Annotated in this window: 17 protein-coding genes; 13 read left to right on the top strand and 4 right to left on the bottom strand. The window is 64.7% G+C overall.

The window, feature by feature from the left end; translation table 11 throughout:
• Positions 1-30: 30 nt before the first annotated feature.
• The 8 genes from AC3WJR_RS09150 (at position 31) to AC3WJR_RS09185 (ending at position 7968) form a co-directional block, all read left to right on the top strand.
• Positions 31-732, top strand: a complete 702-nt coding sequence (locus tag AC3WJR_RS09150) for a CoA transferase subunit A (RefSeq protein ID WP_492724376.1) — start codon at positions 31-33, stop codon at positions 730-732.
• Positions 733-914: 182 nt separating this feature from the next.
• Positions 915-1706, top strand: coding sequence for an HAD family acid phosphatase (locus AC3WJR_RS09155; RefSeq protein ID WP_492724378.1), 792 nt, complete (start codon positions 915-917; stop codon positions 1704-1706).
• A complete protein-coding gene (locus AC3WJR_RS09160; RefSeq protein ID WP_492724380.1) occupies positions 1706-2356 on the top strand; it encodes a CoA transferase subunit B in 651 nt (216 codons plus the stop codon). The genes AC3WJR_RS09155 and AC3WJR_RS09160 overlap by 1 nt, the downstream gene beginning before the upstream one ends.
• 162 nt (positions 2357-2518) lie before the next feature.
• On the top strand, positions 2519-3364 hold the full coding sequence (locus AC3WJR_RS09165; protein WP_492724382.1) for a c-type cytochrome: 846 nt from the start codon (positions 2519-2521) through the stop codon (positions 3362-3364).
• A gap of 50 nt (positions 3365-3414) precedes the next feature.
• Positions 3415-4848, top strand: coding sequence for a 3-isopropylmalate dehydratase large subunit (gene leuC, locus AC3WJR_RS09170; protein ID WP_492724384.1), 1434 nt, complete (start codon positions 3415-3417; stop codon positions 4846-4848).
• 182 nt (positions 4849-5030) lie between these two features.
• On the top strand, positions 5031-5660 hold the full coding sequence (leuD, locus tag AC3WJR_RS09175; RefSeq protein ID WP_492724386.1) for a 3-isopropylmalate dehydratase small subunit: 630 nt from the start codon (positions 5031-5033) through the stop codon (positions 5658-5660).
• Entirely contained in the window at positions 5623-6624 is a 1002-nt protein-coding gene (locus AC3WJR_RS09180; RefSeq protein ID WP_492724388.1) for an NADPH:quinone oxidoreductase family protein, read from the top strand. Before leuD ends, AC3WJR_RS09180 begins: the two co-directional genes overlap by 38 nt.
• A gap of 51 nt (positions 6625-6675) precedes the next feature.
• Entirely contained in the window at positions 6676-7968 is a 1293-nt protein-coding gene (locus AC3WJR_RS09185; RefSeq protein WP_492724390.1) for a glycosyltransferase family 87 protein, read from the top strand.
• A gap of 38 nt (positions 7969-8006) precedes the next feature.
• Here the strand turns inward: AC3WJR_RS09185 and AC3WJR_RS09190 are convergent, their stop codons facing one another.
• The gene (locus tag AC3WJR_RS09190) at positions 8007-9467 is read right to left on the bottom strand and encodes an Nramp family divalent metal transporter (RefSeq protein ID WP_492724392.1); all 1461 of its coding nucleotides are present in this window, start codon (positions 9465-9467) and stop codon (positions 8007-8009) included.
• A 143-nt stretch (positions 9468-9610) separates the two neighbouring features.
• Here AC3WJR_RS09190 and AC3WJR_RS09195 point away from each other — a divergent pair, with 143 nt between their 5' ends.
• The 4 genes from AC3WJR_RS09195 to AC3WJR_RS09210 all read left to right on the top strand — a co-directional run bounded on the left by AC3WJR_RS09195 (position 9611) and on the right by AC3WJR_RS09210 (position 12290).
• On the top strand, positions 9611-9934 hold the full coding sequence (locus AC3WJR_RS09195) for a DUF1476 domain-containing protein (RefSeq protein WP_354284448.1): 324 nt from the start codon (positions 9611-9613) through the stop codon (positions 9932-9934).
• Positions 9934-10173, top strand: coding sequence for a BolA/IbaG family iron-sulfur metabolism protein (locus AC3WJR_RS09200; protein WP_354284446.1), 240 nt, complete (start codon positions 9934-9936; stop codon positions 10171-10173). Before AC3WJR_RS09195 ends, AC3WJR_RS09200 begins: the two co-directional genes overlap by 1 nt.
• 5 nt (positions 10174-10178) lie before the next feature.
• Positions 10179-10511: a Grx4 family monothiol glutaredoxin gene (grxD, locus tag AC3WJR_RS09205; RefSeq protein WP_354284444.1), complete on the top strand. Its 333-nt coding sequence runs from the start codon at positions 10179-10181 to the stop codon at positions 10509-10511.
• Positions 10512-10640: 129 nt separating this feature from the next.
• Positions 10641-12290 carry a thiamine pyrophosphate-binding protein gene (locus AC3WJR_RS09210; protein WP_492724397.1) on the top strand — a complete coding sequence of 550 codons (1650 nt, stop codon included), beginning with the start codon at positions 10641-10643 and terminating at the stop codon, positions 12288-12290.
• Positions 12291-12350: 60 nt separating this feature from the next.
• Here AC3WJR_RS09210 and AC3WJR_RS09215 read toward each other — a convergent pair whose 3' ends face one another.
• Positions 12351-12521, bottom strand: coding sequence for a CsbD family protein (locus tag AC3WJR_RS09215; protein ID WP_354284440.1), 171 nt, complete (start codon positions 12519-12521; stop codon positions 12351-12353).
• Positions 12522-12616: 95 nt separating this feature from the next.
• On the opposite strand from AC3WJR_RS09215, the gene AC3WJR_RS09220 reads away from it, so the two are divergent.
• Positions 12617-13168 (top strand): class I SAM-dependent methyltransferase, encoded by a 552-nt coding sequence (locus AC3WJR_RS09220; protein ID WP_492724400.1) that lies wholly within the window; start codon positions 12617-12619, stop codon positions 13166-13168.
• A 9-nt stretch (positions 13169-13177) separates the two neighbouring features.
• On the opposite strand, the gene AC3WJR_RS09225 is transcribed toward AC3WJR_RS09220, so the two are convergent.
• Both AC3WJR_RS09225 and AC3WJR_RS09230 read right to left on the bottom strand, forming a co-directional pair.
• Positions 13178-14359, bottom strand: a complete 1182-nt coding sequence (locus AC3WJR_RS09225; RefSeq protein WP_492724402.1) for a class I SAM-dependent RNA methyltransferase — start codon at positions 14357-14359, stop codon at positions 13178-13180.
• Positions 14356-15765 (bottom strand): NAD(P)H-hydrate dehydratase, encoded by a 1410-nt coding sequence (locus tag AC3WJR_RS09230; RefSeq protein WP_492724404.1) that lies wholly within the window; start codon positions 15763-15765, stop codon positions 14356-14358. Before AC3WJR_RS09230 ends, AC3WJR_RS09225 begins: the two co-directional genes overlap by 4 nt.
• Between the last annotated feature and the right edge of the window lie 25 nt (positions 15766-15790).

The following is a 15790-nucleotide window of genomic DNA, read 5'->3' on the forward strand; positions in this document are numbered from 1 at the left end:
ATCGGGCGAAACCCTCCGAAAGGACCGTTCATGCGCAAGATCTACCCCGATGCCGCCGCCGCCCTGGAAGGGGTGCTCCACGACGGCATGATGATCTGCGCGGGCGGTTTCGGGCTGTGCGGCATTCCCGAACGGCTGATCGACGCGATTCGCGACGCGGGCACGAAGGACCTGACGATTGCGAGCAACAACGCCGGGATCGATGGCGAGGGCCTCGGCAAGTTGCTCCGCACCCGCCAGATCAAGAAGATGATCTCGAGCTACGTCGGCGAGAACAAGGAGTTCGAACGTCAATATCTGTCGGGCGAGCTGGAAGTGGAGTTCTGCCCGCAGGGCACGCTCGCCGAACGCTGCCGAGCGGGTGGTGCGGGCATCCCCGGCTTTTACACCAAGACCGGCGTCGGCACGCTGGTGGCCGAGGGCAAGGAAGTGAAGACCTTCGACGGGGAGGACTATATCCTCGAACGCGGCATCCGCGCCGATCTTGCGATCATCAAGGCGTGGAAGGCGGACGAAAGCGGTAACCTGGTCTTTCGCAAGACCGCGCGCAACTTCAACCAGCCGATGGCGACCGCTGGCAAGGTGTGCGTCGCCGAGGTCGAGGAAATCGTGGCCGTAGGTTCACTCGATCCGGACGCGATCCACTTGGCGGGCGTGTATGTGCAGCGCCTCGTGCTCGGCGCGCCATACGACAAGAAGATCGAATTCCGCACCGTCCGCGAGGCCGCGTGAAGTGCTCGAGCCTTCTTAGCCCCTCCCCTTCAGGGGAGGGGTTGGGGTGGGGAAGTCCAGCAGAACCCAGCTCTCTGCGAGGCACAGCCCCACCCCCAACCCCTCCCCTGAAGGGGAGGGGCTTTACGCTCCTTGCTGCGCTGGCGCTCTCCGCTTGCACCACGACACCGCCCGTGGCGGTAGTGCCGCCAAGCAGCCCCACAGTCCCGCCGGGGATGCAATATCTCTACGGCTCAGGCGAAGCCGCAGCGCAGGTGCTCCAGACGTGGCGGCAACTAACGCAGTTCGCCGCAACGCAAGTCGCGACGGCCCCAACCGACTCGGTCATCCTCGCCCCCGACGCCACGCTCGCCGCGCCCAAATGGATCCCCTGCGGCGACAAACCCAAGGCCGCCGTATTCGACGTCGACGAGACCGTCCTCCTCAACCTCGGCTTCGAGGCGAACGACGCCGCGCACCCCGCCCCGTACAACCAGAAGACCTGGGACGCGTGGGAGCTGACCGACCTCGACAAGGTCGCCCCGCAGCCCGGCGCAGTGCAGGCGCTCGATGCACTCCGCCGGATGGGCGTGACCGTGGTGTTCAACACCAATCGGTCCGCAGCGCACGCCGACATCACCCGCGCGACGATCGAGCGCGCCGGGCTGGGGCCAGCGGTGCACGGCGAGACGCTGTACCTGTCGGGCGACGATGCGATGGGTAGCCGCAAGGATGGCCGCCGCGCGACGATCGCCGCGAAGTTCTGCGTGATCGCGATGGGCGGCGACCAGCTCGGCGACTTCAGCGATCTGTTCAACGCCAGCCTGCCCCCACCCACGCGCCGTGCCGCCGTTCAGCGCGAGCCCGTCTCCGCCAAGTTCGGGGCCGGCTGGTTCATCCTCCCCAACCCCGTCTACGGCAGCGCGCTCAAGGGCAGCTTCGACGACGTATTTCCGCAAGACAAACGCTGGGCCCCGCCCGCAGGAGACAAGTGATGGCCGACCATGCAAAGGGCTGGACCCGCGACGAAATGGCCGCACGCGCCGCGCGCGAACTGAAGGACGGTTTCTACGTCAACCTCGGCATCGGCATCCCCACGCTGGTTGCCAACCACATCCCCAATGGCGTCGAGGTGACGCTGCAGTCCGAGAATGGAATGCTCGGCATCGGCCCCTTCCCGCTTGCGGGCGACGAAGACGCCGATCTGATCAACGCAGGCAAGCAGACGATCAGCGAACTACCGCAGAGCGCCTATTTCAGTTCGTCCGACAGCTTCGCGATGATCCGCGGCGGGCACATCGACCTGACCGTGCTTGGTGCGATGGAAGTCGCGGAGAATGGCGACATCGCCAACTGGATGATCCCGGGCAAGATGATCAAGGGCATGGGCGGCGCGATGGATCTGGTCGCAGGGGTCAAGAAGATTATCGTCGTGATGGAGCATACGTCCAAGAACGGCGACCCCAAGTTCATCCCCGCCTGCACACTGCCGCTGACCGGCAAGAACGTGGTCGACATGATCGTCACCGATCTGGCCGTCTTCCAGCGCCCCGATCACCAGTCGCCCTTCAAGCTGCTCGAAACCGCCCCCGGCGTCAGTGCCGAGGAAATTGCCAGCAAAACAACGGCACATTACGTCGTATAAACGGCATTTATTTGCTGGAAGTACCGCAGTCTGCGTCCATTACGGACAAGCTTTGTCGTTTTGGTCACTGAATTTCTTACGACTACTCGCGCAATAGCCTCGACTGTGGTATCCCCTGCTTCGTACTGATCGACGCGGACTTGACCTTGCCGGGGGGCTTCGATGAAGTGGCTCAAGCGTGCTGCGCTGATACTGTGCGGGGCCATCGTCGTGGCCATGGCAACGCTGTACGGCGGGTCCGAATGGATGCTGCGCCGCGCCTATGCGGCGCCTCTGGATACGATTGTTGCCGACCACTCGGCCGCGGGCGTGGCGGAAGGCGGACGGATTGCGCGGATCATCGGATGCCGCGGTTGCCATGCAAGCGACGCGACCGGCAGGGTGCTGGTCGAGAATGCCTTGCTCGGCCGTTTCGCGGCCCCCGCGATTGCCCGTCGCGCGGCGGACTATAGCGACGCGCAACTGTCCCGGCTGATCCGCCACGGTATCAAGCGAGATGGCACTGCCCTTCACGTCATGCCGGTCCAGGCATTCCGGCATCTCTCCGACGATGACGTTGCACGGCTGATCGGATGGATCCGGACGCTCAAGCCGCAGTCGAAGGATCTTCCGGGGACGATATCCTATGGGCCGATGGCACGCCTGCTGATCCTGACCGGCGGTCTGCCCAGCCAGGCGCATCCCGAGACCATCGCCGGGCACCACCGACCTGTCGCTGCCGGAGCATATTTTGTCCACGTTTCGTGCATGGCGTGCCACGATCTGCGGCATGCGCAGCCACAGGAAACCGATCCGACGGTGACGGTCCCTGCCTTGGCGGACGTCGGTTCATCCTATGATGCCAATGCCTTCCGACATTTGCTCCGGACGGGCGTTGGCATGTCGGGACGCGACCTCGGGCTGATGACGCGGGTCGCCACCACAGACTTGAGCAGGCTCACCGACAACGAGATTGCGGCCGTCCACACGTACCTGATCGAGGAACACCAGCGTCCCGCTACGCAATAAAGGCCCTGCCAAACATTGCATTTGCGCAGTTTTCGGCTAGAGCGCGCGGCATGTCCAACCAGCCCCTGACCCTGTACGAAAAGATCTGGGCCGATCACGTGGTCGAGCGCCGCGACGATGGAACGTGCCTGATCTACATCGATCGTCACCTCGTCCATGAGGTCACCAGCCCGCAAGCCTTCGCCGGGCTGCGCGCCAACGGACGCACTGTCCGTCGTCCCGATCTCACGCTTGCGGTCCCCGATCACAATTTGCCGACGACTCCGCGCCGCGACGCGAACGGCGCGCGGCTGCCGATCGCCGATCCTGAAAGCCTCCAACAGCTCGACGCGCTCGAGCGCAACACCCGCGACTTCGGGATCGATTACATCGATGCGGTCGCGGTGGCGCAGGGGATCGTTCACGTCGTAGGGCCGGAACAGGGGTTCACCCTCCCCGGCACCACGCTGGTGTGCGGCGACAGCCATACCTCGGCGCACGGCGCGCTGGGCGCGCTCGCCTTCGGGATCGGCACGAGCGAAGTCGAGCATGTGCTCGCCACGCAGACGTTGCTGCTCGGCCAGTCCAAGACGATGGAAGTGCGCGTCGACGGTAAACTCGGCTTCGGCGTCTCGGCCAAGGACGTCGCGCTGGCGATCATCGGCAAGCTCGGTGCCGCAGGCGGGACCGGCTATGTGCTCGAATATACCGGCTCGACGATCCGCGAGATGTCGATCGAGGGTCGGCTGACGATCGCGAACATGTCGATCGAAGCGGGTGCGCGCGCGGGTCTGGTGGCGCCGGACGAAACGACCTTCGCCTATATCAAGGGACGGCCGATGGCCCCCAAGGGTGCCGACTGGGACGCAGCGGTCGCCTATTGGCGGACGCTGCCGAGCGACCCGGGCGCGGTGTACGACGCCGTCGTCACGATCGACGCGACCGACATCGCGCCACTGCTGACCTGGGGCACCAGTCCCGAGGACGTCGTCGCGATCACCGGCCATGTGCCCGATCCAGACAGCTTTGCCGATCCGGCAAAGCGGGACGCGGCGCGCAAGTCGCTCGACTATATGGGGCTGACCCCCGGCACCGCGATGCAGGACGTCGGCGTAGACTATGTCTTCATCGGCAGTTGCACCAACAGCCGGATCGAGGACCTGCGCGCCGCCGCGCAGGTTGCCGACGGTCGCCACGTGGCAGAGGGCGTTCATGCGCTTGTCGTTCCAGGGTCGGGACTGGTCAAGCGCCAGGCCGAAGCCGAGGGACTCGACCGCATCTTCCTGACCGCAGGGTTCGAATGGCGCGAGCCTGGCTGCTCGATGTGCCTTGCAATGAACCCCGATAAAGTACCGCCCGGTCTCCGTTGCGCTTCCACTTCGAATCGCAACTTCGTAGGACGGCAGGGTCCGGGTGCGCGCACGCATCTGGTTTCCCCGGCAATGGCGGCTGCGGCCGCCGTTACCGGTCGACTGAGCGACGTGCGCGATTTTGTAACGACGTAAGGGGGACGATGTATGAAGCGTGTTCTGGTTCTTTTGGTGATGGGTACCCTGGCTAGCGGGATCGCCGCCTATGCAGCGACCGCGCGCACCAGCGCCAACGACGCGATCGCCGCCAAGCAGCGATAACGGCAGGCGCGCGCCCGCACGTCTTTCGGCGCATTGCCCCAAAGTAGGATCTTACGATGCAACCTGTCACGCACGTCTCGGGCACGGCCTATCCGTGGGGACAGAAGAACGTCGACACCGACGTCATCATCCCGGCGCACTGGCTGAAGACCGTGACCCGCGAGGGACTCGGCAAGGGCGCGTTCGAGACCGTGCGCGCGAAGCCGGGTAACATCTTCGATGACCCGCGCTACGCAGGGGCCCCGATCCTGATCGCGGGCGACAATTTCGGCTGCGGGTCCAGCCGCGAGCATGCCGCCTGGGCACTCGCCGACATGGGGATCAGCGCGGTGGTCGCGCCGAGCTTCTCTGACATCTTCTCGGGCAACGCGTTCAAGAACGGGATCGTCACGGTGGTTCTGCCACAGGCTGCGATCGACCGGCTGATCGAGGTCGCGCAGGATCAACCCGTGACGATCGATCTCGAGACGATGACCGTCACCACCCCCTATCAGGATCGCTTCGGGTTCGAACTCGACGCATTCCGCCGCCAGTGCCTCATGGAAGGGCTGGACGAGATCGGTCTGACACTGGCAAGAGATACCGCGATTTCGAAATACGAAGCCGGGGTAAGCAAACACCGGCCGTGGATGAGCGGAGAACGGGCGGATGCGAGCACTCTTGTCGAAAGCGCCGGGCGGACCTGAAACCCTAACGATCGATACCCTGCCCGATCCCGTCGCGGCGGCGGGTCAGGTCGTGGTGGCGGTCAAGGCGTGCTCGATCAACTATCCCGACGTTCTCATCATCGAGGACAAATACCAGTTCAAGCCACCGCGCCCGTTCGCTCCCGGAAGCGAAATCTCGGGTGTCGTCGAAAGCGTCGGCGACGGCGTGACCGACTGGAAACCCGGCGACCGGGTGATCGCGACGACCGGATCGGGCGGTCTCGTAGAAAAGATCGCGCTCCCTGCGGTAAGCCTGTTCGCGCTGCCCGGAGGACGCAGCTTCGCCGAGGGTGCCTCGCTGCTATTGACCTACGGAACGACCATCCACGCGTTGCTCGACCGCGGTCGTCTGGCGGAGGGGCAGACCCTGCTCGTGCTTGGTGCGGCGGGCGGCGTCGGGCTGGCGGCGATCGAACTCGGCAAGGCGTTCGGAGCGCGGGTCGTCGCGGCGGTGTCATCGGACGAAAAGGCGCAGGCCGCGCGGAACGCGGGCGCGGATGACGTCATCGTCTATGCGCGCGCGCCATTCGACAAGGATCAGTCCAAGGCGCTTGCCGAGCAGTTCAAGGCCGCTGGCGGCAAGACCGGCTATGACGTGATCTACGACCCGGTGGGCGGCGATTATGCCGAACCCGCGCTCCGCTCGATCGGATGGGAGGGCCGGTATCTCGTCGTCGGCTTCCCCGCGGGCATTCCCCGCCTGCCGCTTAACCTTACCCTGCTCAAGAGCTGCGACGTTTGCGGCGTGTTCTGGGGGGCGTTCGCGGCGCGCGACCCGAACGCGAACCGGGCGCATATCGAGCGCCTGTTCGGTCTATGGAAAGACGGCAAGATCGCCCCGCGCGTCACCGAAACCTTCGCGTTCGAGGATGGCGGCAAGGCGATCGCCAAGATGGCCGCGCGCGGCGCGATCGGGAAGCTGGTTGTTACGGTTTCGCAATGATGCTATTGGACACGATAGAATGACGTTTAACCCAGCGGGGGCACGGTCGACATGGGAACGCCTGCCCACGCCGCCGTTCTTGATCTCGTAAAACGTGGAACCAAGCCCGAGAGACTTCTGGTATCGGGCTTACTACTCTTCATAGTGTTGCTTCTGCTGCGACAGGTGTTCGCGAATCATCTCTCGAGCGACTTTGCCTATATCTGGACGGCTGGAAAAATGTGGGCGCTGGGGATTGATCCCTACGGCGTCTCTTATCGCGTGTTTGGCGCGTCGGCTTTGGCCAACGAGGCCGTTCCCGCGCCGCGGGGGACATGGGTCTATCCCCCGCAGTGGATTGCCATTGCGCTTCCGTTCGGGCTGTTGCCGTTTCAGACTGCGGCATGGGTCTGGCGGATCCTCACGGCTGCAACCCTGTGCCTGGCAATCGTAATTGCCTGGCGCGCTTCCGACGAGCTCGATGCGCCACCGCCCTTCTGGGTCAAGGCTCTGGCTGCGCTGGCGATCATCTCAGGCAACGGCGCTGCCAAGCTGTTCGACAATGGACAAACCAACGGGCTCATCTTGCTTGGGATAAGCCTTGTCATGATCGGCAGACCCCGGAAGGACCTATTCCTCTGCACGGCCGGGCTATTGCTCGTGTTGCTCAAGCCTCAGATCGGAATACCATTTTCGGCCGTTGCCCTGTGCGATCGGTCGTTGCGGGTGCCGACACTTGTCGCTTTTATGTTGACCGGCCTGTTATGTTTGCCTGCTTTCTGGAGCATCGGTTTCGACAACACCCTCGGGAGTTTGATGTCCCTGCAAGCCAATTTGGCTTCTTACGCGGCGTCCGTTTTCAACGATCCGCGAACGTTGTCTGGCGTGGTGAGCATCGTCGCATACACGCGATTCGCGACCTTGCCGGCAACGGTCTATGCCTTTGCCGCTGCGGTGGCCTGCCTGAGTCTTCTGTGGACAACGCAGCAGCGCACGGTCCGCGAGACGCTCTTCTTTCCCGCCCTGCTAGGGTGCGAGTACTTGTTCATGCCGCTGCATCTCAACGATCTGCTGGCATATCCGCTCATACTGCTGTTCTGCGTGCGGTGGCGAACCAGCAGCAAGGTGGCGCTGGCACTGGGCCTTGCCATTTTATACCGTCCTCAGAACCTGACCTCGATCATCTTGAACGGCGTTTCCGACCGGGTGTTCGAAGCGCAGATCGTCTTGGCCGGCATCGTCCTGATAACGATCGCACTGCTCATCGAATGGTGGCGGTCAAAACCGCTCAGCCCCGCAAGACTTTTGCACGACACGCACCACCCCGGCCCGTCGCGCGAGGCGTTTCGCACCGATGCGGCGTAAGGCCGTCGCAGCGACCACGCCATCCCGCACGGTTCGGATCAGTCGGTCGAGCGGGCCGGGATTACCGTTGCTGGCGCGGTGTAGACGAAGCGCACATACCCGGTGAACGCGAGCATCACCGCAGCAATCGCGCCGACCCAGACCGGCCCGATCGTCTCCCACAGCAGATAAACGTTAAGCCCGGCAATCACGCTACAGATCGAATAGCCGATCAGCTTGACCCACATGGGATTGGCATAATCGCCCATCCGCGCCCGGCTGCTCGTTACCATCATCAGCGGGAAGATCGCGAAGGGCAGCTGCATCGACAGCACGACCTGGCTCACTACCAGCAGTTCGACGGTATCCTTCCCCCCGGTAGCCGAGATGACGATCAGGGCCGGAATGATTGCTAGCCCGCGCGTCACCAGACGGCGCAGCCACGGCGCGACCCGGATGCGCAGGAACCCCTCCATCACGATCTGGCCTGCGAGCGTCCCCGTGATCGTGCTCGACTGGCCCGAGGCGAGCAACGCCAGCGCGAACGCCGTCGCAGCGGCCCCACCGAGCGCGGGGCGGAGCAGTTCATGCGCTTCCTGCAACTCGGAAACGGCGATGCCATTGCGCCAGAACACCGCCGCCGCCAGCACGAGGATCGCCGCGTTGACGAAGAACGCCATTCCCAGCGCCAGCACCGTATCGACGGTATTGAACGCCAGCGCCGCCTTAACATCACGCTTGCCCGTACCGAATGCGCGGGTCTGGACGATCGACGAATGCAGATAAAGGTTATGCGGCATGACCGTCGCGCCAAGGATGCCGAGCGCGATCAACAACGCCGCAGTATTCGGGATCGCCGGTGTGATGGCCCCCAAAGCCACCGCATTCCAGTCGGGCTTCGCGAGAAAGATGGTGTAAGCGAAACACAAGCCGATCGTGGCCACCAGGACTACGATGACCGCTTCGATCTTGCGGAAACCCCGGTTGACCAGCAACAGCAGCAAGAGCACGTCGAGCCCGGTCAGGATCACCCCGTACAGCAGCGGCAACCCGAGCAACAGATTAAGCGCGACCGCCGACCCCACCACTTCTGCCAGGTCGCATGCGATGATCGCAAGTTCACACAATAGCCAAAGCGCGATGCCGACGGGACGTGCATAGTAATCGCGGCACGACTGGGCCAGGTCACGCCCGGTCACGATCCCCAACCGCGCGCACAGCACCTGTAGGAAAATCGCCATAAGGTTCGAGGCGAGGATCACCCACAACAGCGTGTTGCCGAACTGACTGCCCCCTGCGAGATCGGTGCCCCAATTGCCGGGATCCATATATCCGACCGAGACTAAGAATCCCGGTCCGGCAAACCCCAACCACTGCCGAAAACGCGAACGCTTGGGATCGCCCGTCTCCCACACCTTCACGCTGCGATGCGCCTCCGGCAGCGATCGCGCGAAGTCGGGGGAGTCCGCCGGGGCAATCATGCGCTCGAATAGTGCACGTTTCGGGTGTGATGCTGCCATGCCGTGTTGCCTACCTGAATTCCCGCGATTCTCCGACGCGGATTTGCGCCACGAACGGTTGCGACAGCGATGCGTTGCACCAAGGCGTTGCTGCCCCTATCTCGTTACAATCCTTTCTTACCGTTTCCGGGGACTAACGGCATATGAGCAGCTTCGACGATCGCGAGCGCGCATTCGAAACCAAATATGCACGCGACGAAGAAATGGCGTTCCGTATCATCGCCCGACGCAATCGCTTGCTCGGACACTGGGCGGCAACCGAGATGCGGCTGACCAAGGAAGAGGCGGATGCCTATGCCACCGCGGTCGTCCAGGCCGATTTCGAGGAAGCCGGCGACGAGGACGTGATCCGCAAGCTGGTCAGCGACCTGACCGCCGCCAACGTCGCGATCGACGAGGCGACGATCCGTCGCACGATCGAGGAAAAGACGATCGAGGCGCGCCGCCAGTTGATGGGGGTCGAATAATGCCCATGTCTGCGCACGAGATCGAGACGCTGATCGTCGCGGGTATCCCCGACGCGCGCGTCGAGATGACGGATCTGGCGGGTGACGGCGACCATTGGGCCGCGCGTGTCACCGCCGAGAGTTTCCGCGGAATGCCGCGGTTGAAGCAACAACGTGCCGTTTACGCCACGTTGGGTGACCGGATGGGCGGCGTGCTCCATGCACTGCAGCTCACCACCGCCGTCCCTGTTCAGGAGTAAAGATGATGACCGACGAATCCCACAGCCGTATCGCCGACATCGTCGGCAAGTCCGACGTAGTCCTGTTCATGAAGGGCAGCCCGTTGTTCCCGCAGTGTGGCTTCTCAAGCCGCGCGATCGCGATCCTCAACCATGTCGGCGTCGAGTTCGATAGCGTCGACGTGTTGCAGGACCAGGGCATCCGTCAGGGCATCAAGGCCTTTTCGGACTGGCCGACGATCCCGCAGCTCTACGTCAAGGGCGAGTTCGTCGGCGGGTCGGACATCATGATGGAGATGTACGAGAGCGGTGAGCTCGCCACGTTGCTGGAAGAACAGGGCGTCGCCAAGGCGAACTGACCGATTCGGGCGGGTCGCCGCGCCCTGTTGGCCGCGACCCGCCCTGCTTGAGCGTTCCGCTCGACAGGCTTGCGGCCTGGACCGCCTTGGCCTTTTGCGATCTGCCCGATGCCTCGCTAAGACCGGGCCATGACGACGCTTTCTCCGCATTCCGACGGCCGCACGGGTGGCCGCATTCTGGTCGACAATCTCCTCGCGCAAGGCTGCGACCGGATCTTCACCGTTCCCGGCGAAAGTTTCCTGGCGGTCCTCGACGCGCTGCATGATTCCCCCGAAATTGACCTGACCGTCTGCCGTCAGGAAGGTGGCGTCGCGTTCATGGCCTGCGCGGATGGCGCGTTGACCGGGCGACCGGGCGTCGCCTTCGTTACCCGCGGCCCCGGCGCGACCAATGCGTCGATCGGCGTCCATGTCGCGATGCAGGATTCGCAGCCGATGATCCTGTTCATCGGCGACGTCGACCGCGCAACGCGCGACCGCGAAGCCTTTCAGGAAATCGATTTCCCCGCCATGTTCGGTCCGATCGCGAAATGGGCGGCGAAGATCGACGATGCCCGCCGCATTCCCGAATATATCGCACGTGCCTGGACCGTGGCGATGTCGGGACGGCCCGGACCCGTCGTGCTCGCCTTGCCCGAGGACATGCTGCTCGACGTCGTGGAAACGGTCGATCGCCCGCGCGTGATGCCCGCGGTGCAGGCCTGTGATCCGTTCCAGCTTCACGCGCTGGGCGAAATGCTGGAAGCCGCCGAGCGACCGCTCGCGATCATCGGGGGCGCGGGGTGGAACAAACGCGCAGCCGACTCCTTCGGTATGTGGGCAGAACGTAGCGGCCTCGCGGTCGCGTCCGCATTTCGCCGTCAGGATGCGTTGCCGAACACCTCGCCGGTCTGGGCGGGGAACCTCGGCTACGGCCCGAACCCGGCACTGGTGAAGCGCGTCCGAGACGCCGATCTCCTTCTGGTCGTTGGCCCGCGGCTGGGCGAAGCGACGACCGATGGCTACACGCTGATCACGCCGGACCATCCGGGACAGCGGCTGGTCCATGTCCACCCCGACCCCAACGAACTGGGCCAGACCTACCGTACCGACCTCGCGATCTGCGCGGATATGGGGTCGTTCGCCGACGCGCTGCATTCGATCGCAAGCCGCCCGCGCGAGGATAGCGGCGCGCATCACGACTATCTCGCCTGGTCGACACCCGCCCCGCGCGACGGCGTTGCGCTCGACCTCGGCCCGTGTGTCGCCGAGATGCGCGCGCGACTTCCCGCCGACAGCATCATCTGCAACGGTGCTGGCAATTACTCGGGATGGTGGCATCGCTACTGGCGCTATGCCGGTCCGGGGACGCAGCTTGCCCCGACCGCGGGGGCGATGGGGTATGGCGTTCCCGCGGCGACGGCCGCCGCGCTGCGCCACCCCGGGCGCACGGTCGTCGCGCTGGCGGGCGACGGGTGTTTCCTGATGAACGGGCAGGAGCTGGCGACCGCGGTGGCGCACGGTGTGGACATGCTCGTCCTGGTCATCGACAATGCGGGGTACGGTACGATCCGCATGCACCAGGAACGTGAATTTCCAGGCCGGGTCAGCGGGACGGCGCTGCGAAACCCCGATTTCGCTGCCTTGGCGCGCGCCTACGGCTGCTGGGCCGAGACGGTAGAAAGCACCGAAGCGTTCGCGCCCGCGCTGGAACGCGCAATGGCCGAGCCCGGGGTCCGGCTGCTTCACCTCAAGACGGACATGAAGGTCATTACCGCTGGTGCGATGATTTCGACATGACCCCAAGAAAAAGCCGCCCCGGTTTCCCGGAGCGGCCTGTATCAATCAGTCAGTCGCAGCTCAGATATCGTCGCCGAGCGCGCCCTTGACCTTGCCACCAAGCTGCTGGGCCTTGCCCTTGGCTTCCTGTGCGGCACCGTCTGCCTGCGTATCAGGATTGTTGCTTTCCTGCTTCGCCTTGCCGATGGCCTCGTTGACGTTGCCTTTGATCTTGTCGATGAGTTCGCCCATGGCTTTAATCCTTTCGGTATCAGGTGATGTCGCCAGCCGACATCCGCTACTCCCGAGTAATAAACGGCTGATATCCGCAGGGGTTCCCTCGACAGATGGCTAAGCGCGCGACCACGGTTGGGTTCATCGGCCAGGCGTGGGTTGATCGGCTGGTCGCACCCTTGGCGCCCGGCAGCGCGATTCTCGATCTCGGTTGCGGGGATGGCGAACCAATCGCGCGCTATTTGATGGATCGCGGGTTCGATCTGACCGGCGTGGATTCAGCCGGATCGGTCGTCACGCTTGCAACAACGCGCTTCCCGCGCGGTCGATGGATCAAGGGCGACATGCGGGTCGTCGACATCCCCCAGCGTTTCGACGCGGTCATTGCGTGGAACTCGCTGACGTGGCTGACACATGCCGATTGCGCATTGATGGCAAAGCGCGCCGCGGCGTGGCTGAAGCCTGAAGGACGGATGCTGTTTAACGCGGCCGCGGACCTCGATCCGAGCCGTGAGGATTATCGCGACGGGTCACCGTACCGCGTGGATCTCGAGGCTGCCGACTATTCGACCGCGATCGCCGACAGCGGGCTAAGCCTGGTCGCACGCGTTCTGGCCGACCCGGCGTGTGAAGATGCTGGTATCTGGCTGGCGGAGAAACGCTAGCCCGCCCGCTTAGCGCCGGAACAACGCAGCAAGTTCGGCATGGGTCGACCACCGAAACTGGCCGACCGGCTGAACCCACTCCAGCCGATACCCACCCTTGCACAAGATATCCGCATCTCGCGCGAAGCTGCTGGGATTACACGAAACGTAGGCAATCACAGGGACGGTCGAGGCCGCCAGTTGCGTAATCTGCTCGCGTGCGCCAGCCCGCGGTGGATCAAGCACGACCGCACCGAAACGCGAGCACTCCGCGCTGGTCAACGGTCGCCTAAACAGATCGCGGTGCTCCGTGAACAGCGATCGCCCGGCACGACTGGCCCCCGCCTGCAACGCCAGGATCGCGTCGCGCCCGGCCTCGGCGGCATAGACCTTCCCCGGCAAGGCAAGCGCGAACGTGCCGAGACCAGCGAACAGATCGGCGGTCGCGCCGCTTGCTGTTGCTAGCGCCTCGTGCACCGCACCGATCAGGCTCGCCTCCCCTTCGCGCGTCGCCTGGAGAAACGACGCCGCGGGAAACGGGACCGGGACATCCCCCAGTGTGATCGTCGCGCCTTCGGGCTCCCACCGGGTTTCCGGCCCGAGACCATCGTCGACCGCAAGCCGCGCGATCGCATGGTCCGAACAGAATTGCGTCAGCGCCTCGGCCACCGCCAGACTTTCGGACAGTGTGCCTTCGATCAGCAAGTCGATGCCCTGATCAATCTCGGTCAGGTGGATCCGTGCCCGCCCCTTCAGAGTCCGTGCAAGCAGTTTGCGCAGCGGCGTTAGCACAGCGAACAGCGCGGGTGTCAGGACGTGGCATTCCTTGACGTCGATGATCTCGTGGCTCGCCGCCGCGCTGAACCCGAGCTTGATCGCACCACCCTTCACCTCGGCATGCAACGTCGCGCGGCGGCGCGTGCGCGGCGGTGACAGCAACGGCGCGCGGATCTCCGTGCGCACATTCTGCGCGGTCAGTGCCCCCGCGATCCGGTCCACCAGGAAATCGGCGTAGCTCGCATCGTCGAGATGTTGGAGCTGACACCCGCCGCATTCGGGGAAGTGGCGGCAAGGCGGCGTCTGATGGTGCGGCCCCGGCACGACCGCATTGTCAGCAGTCAACGTATCGCCGGGTGCCGCGAACCGCGCATGACGGCCATCTGCGGTCACGCCATCGCCGCGCGCAGCTACTCTTACAATCGTATCGCTCATAGCGCCGCCCTAACGGCGCTGAGCGCGTGTGCAAGATCATCCGCCAGGAAAGCCCCCGGCAACTGCCGTGCCGCCTGAGAATGGAGCCATACCCCAGCGGCGACACGATCGATCAACGGAATGTGCCGGATGTCCTGCGCCGCGATCACCGCAGCGATTGCGCCCGTCAGCACGTCCCCGGTTCCCGCCGTCGACAACCACGGGTCAGCCGGTGCCGTGACGATCGCTGTGCCGTCGGGCGAAGCGATGATCGTGCTTGCCCCTTTCAATACCACGAACACGCCCGTATCCCGCGCCGCCGTCAGCGCGCGTTCGATCCGTGGGGCATCGCTCTTTCCGAACACCGCATCGAACTCGCCTTCGTGCGGCGTCAGGATCGTGGGCGCCGTGCGCGCGCGGACCGTCGCCAGGCGCCCGGCGTCGAGCAACTGCAATGCATCGCCGTCGATGATCAGCGACGTATCTGCCAGTACTGCGTCGTCCAGCAGGGAGGCTGCCGCGGCATCGCGGCCCAAGCCGGGGCCGATGACGACAGCCCCGATCCGCGTGTCGCCGAGCGCATCCCCTGAATACTGCCGCCGCACGATGGCATGGGGTATGGTCGTGCCGGTGTTCCCGAGCAGGAGAACATAACCAGCCCCCGCGCGCAACGCCGCCTCGGCCGAAAGCTCGGCGGCACCGGGCATCGCGCCCGCCACCACCGTAACCATCCCGCGCGTGTATTTGTGGGCCGAAGGACCAGGGGTCTTGAGAAAGTCCGGCCGCCGGGCAACGCGCAACGCAGCACCGATGTCCGGCCCCAGCCCGATATCGAGCAACCGTATCGTCCCGCAGTGACTCGCCGCAGGCACCAGCAGATGCGACGGTTTCACCGCTCCGAGCGCAAGCGTGACGTCGCCCAAGACCGCATCGCCGGGCACCGCGCCCGTATCCGTCGTCACGCCGCTTGGCAGGTCCACCGCGATCGTCAGACGGGCAGCCGAAGACAAACGCTCCAACGCCGCCGCAAGCTCTGGCTCCAGCGCGCGTGTTAATCCGGTGCCGAACACCGCATCGACCAGGATCGCCGCCGGGTCGGCAGTCAGCAATGGTTCGACCGGCCCCATCCAGCGCGACCGTGCCGCCGTCGCAGCCTCGCTACGCGGTTCGCCGAGCGCCGCTACGCGGACGTCCAGCCCCATGTCGCGCAACGCCACGGCCGCGACATAGCCATCGCCCCCGTTGTTGCCCGTCCCGCAGGCAACGAGGATCTCGGCGTGTGCGGCAAGACGCCGAACCGCCGCCGCTACCGCCCGACCGGCGGTCAGCATCAGGCTGTCCACGGTTGCACCCGCAGCCATGGCCGCGTCCTCCGCACCCCGCATCTGCGCGGCCGAGAGAATGGGCGTACCGTCGATCGGCGTCATCGCGTCAGCCGTTGCAGCGTGACCG

The sequence above is a fragment of the Sphingomonas sp. FW306-05-A genome (genome assembly GCF_058782275.1).

Bases quoted from the DNA above. Each gene is read 5' to 3' on its own strand.
- AC3WJR_RS09150 (WP_492724376.1), top strand. From the start codon at position 31: ATGCGCAAGATCTACCCCGATGCCGCCGCCGCCCTGGAAGGGGTGCTC.
- AC3WJR_RS09160 (WP_492724380.1), top strand. From the start codon at position 1,706: ATGGCCGACCATGCAAAGGGCTGGACCCGCGACGAAATGGCCGCACGC.
- AC3WJR_RS09165 (WP_492724382.1), top strand. From the start codon at position 2,519: ATGAAGTGGCTCAAGCGTGCTGCGCTGATACTGTGCGGGGCCATCGTC.
- leuC (WP_492724384.1), top strand. From the start codon at position 3,415: ATGTCCAACCAGCCCCTGACCCTGTACGAAAAGATCTGGGCCGATCAC.
- leuD (WP_492724386.1), top strand. From the start codon at position 5,031: ATGCAACCTGTCACGCACGTCTCGGGCACGGCCTATCCGTGGGGACAG.
- AC3WJR_RS09180 (WP_492724388.1), top strand. From the start codon at position 5,623: ATGCGAGCACTCTTGTCGAAAGCGCCGGGCGGACCTGAAACCCTAACG.
- AC3WJR_RS09185 (WP_492724390.1), top strand. From the start codon at position 6,676: ATGGGAACGCCTGCCCACGCCGCCGTTCTTGATCTCGTAAAACGTGGA.
- AC3WJR_RS09190 (WP_492724392.1), bottom strand. From the start codon at position 9,467: ATGGCAGCATCACACCCGAAACGTGCACTATTCGAGCGCATGATTGCC.
- AC3WJR_RS09195 (WP_354284448.1), top strand. From the start codon at position 9,611: ATGAGCAGCTTCGACGATCGCGAGCGCGCATTCGAAACCAAATATGCA.
- AC3WJR_RS09200 (WP_354284446.1), top strand. From the start codon at position 9,934: ATGCCCATGTCTGCGCACGAGATCGAGACGCTGATCGTCGCGGGTATC.
- grxD (WP_354284444.1), top strand. From the start codon at position 10,179: ATGACCGACGAATCCCACAGCCGTATCGCCGACATCGTCGGCAAGTCC.
- AC3WJR_RS09210 (WP_492724397.1), top strand. From the start codon at position 10,641: ATGACGACGCTTTCTCCGCATTCCGACGGCCGCACGGGTGGCCGCATT.
- AC3WJR_RS09215 (WP_354284440.1), bottom strand. From the start codon at position 12,521: ATGGGCGAACTCATCGACAAGATCAAAGGCAACGTCAACGAGGCCATC.
- AC3WJR_RS09220 (WP_492724400.1), top strand. From the start codon at position 12,617: ATGGCTAAGCGCGCGACCACGGTTGGGTTCATCGGCCAGGCGTGGGTT.
- AC3WJR_RS09225 (WP_492724402.1), bottom strand. From the start codon at position 14,359: ATGAGCGATACGATTGTAAGAGTAGCTGCGCGCGGCGATGGCGTGACC.
- AC3WJR_RS09230 (WP_492724404.1), bottom strand. From the start codon at position 15,765: ATGACGCCGATCGACGGTACGCCCATTCTCTCGGCCGCGCAGATGCGG.